This window comes from Wolbachia endosymbiont of Tettigetta isshikii (assembly GCF_041154185.1).
Taxonomy (GTDB): domain Bacteria; phylum Pseudomonadota; class Alphaproteobacteria; order Rickettsiales; family Anaplasmataceae; genus Wolbachia.
Genome location: NZ_JBFTEN010000049.1, coordinates 1 through 593 on the forward strand (window position 1 = coordinate 1; position 593 = coordinate 593).

1 protein-coding gene is annotated in these 593 nt (G+C 37.8%); it reads right to left on the bottom strand.

Features of this window, described 5'->3' with window-relative positions; all coding sequences use genetic code 11:
* The coding region (locus AB6N09_RS05770; protein ID WP_411131950.1) for a transposase at positions 1 to 593 on the bottom strand (593 nt) is incomplete at both ends.

The following is a 593-nucleotide window of genomic DNA, read 5'->3' on the forward strand; positions in this document are numbered from 1 at the left end:
CTTGTATTAGCAATTACTATAATTTTACGCATTAGAACTGTTGCAGCCACCATCTTCTTCTTACCACTTTCAACAAGCTTAAAATAAAACGCGCCAAGTACAGACTTGGACCTTGCAGCAGCCATAGCAGCTGTAAAGAGCTTTGAACGAACGTTGCTTCTACCGCCTATAATCCTTCGATAACCAACAGCTTTACCACTTTCCTTAGGATGAGGTGCTACTCCGGCAAGACTCGCTACTTCTTTTCTGTTTAAGTAACCAAGCTCTGGCATTAAACACAAAAAATCTTGTGATAACTTTTTACCTATTCCAGGAACTATTTTAAGGATTTTTTGGCGTTGTTGTAATTCGCGGCTTTCATCAATAATCTTTTGTATGGTATTATTGAGTTCGTTTATTTGACTATCGAAAAACTCAATGGTCTTTTGACAGCTTTCTTTTATATGATCATTTTCCGGTGCTTCAAGTCTGCATTTTTCTTGAGTTCTCATTTGCGTAATATCATCACGACGTTGACAAAGTGCAGCCAAAGTTGATTGTTCTGTAGAGGTAGGTACAAATAGAGAGATAGTTCTATGGCGTTCAAATCCATA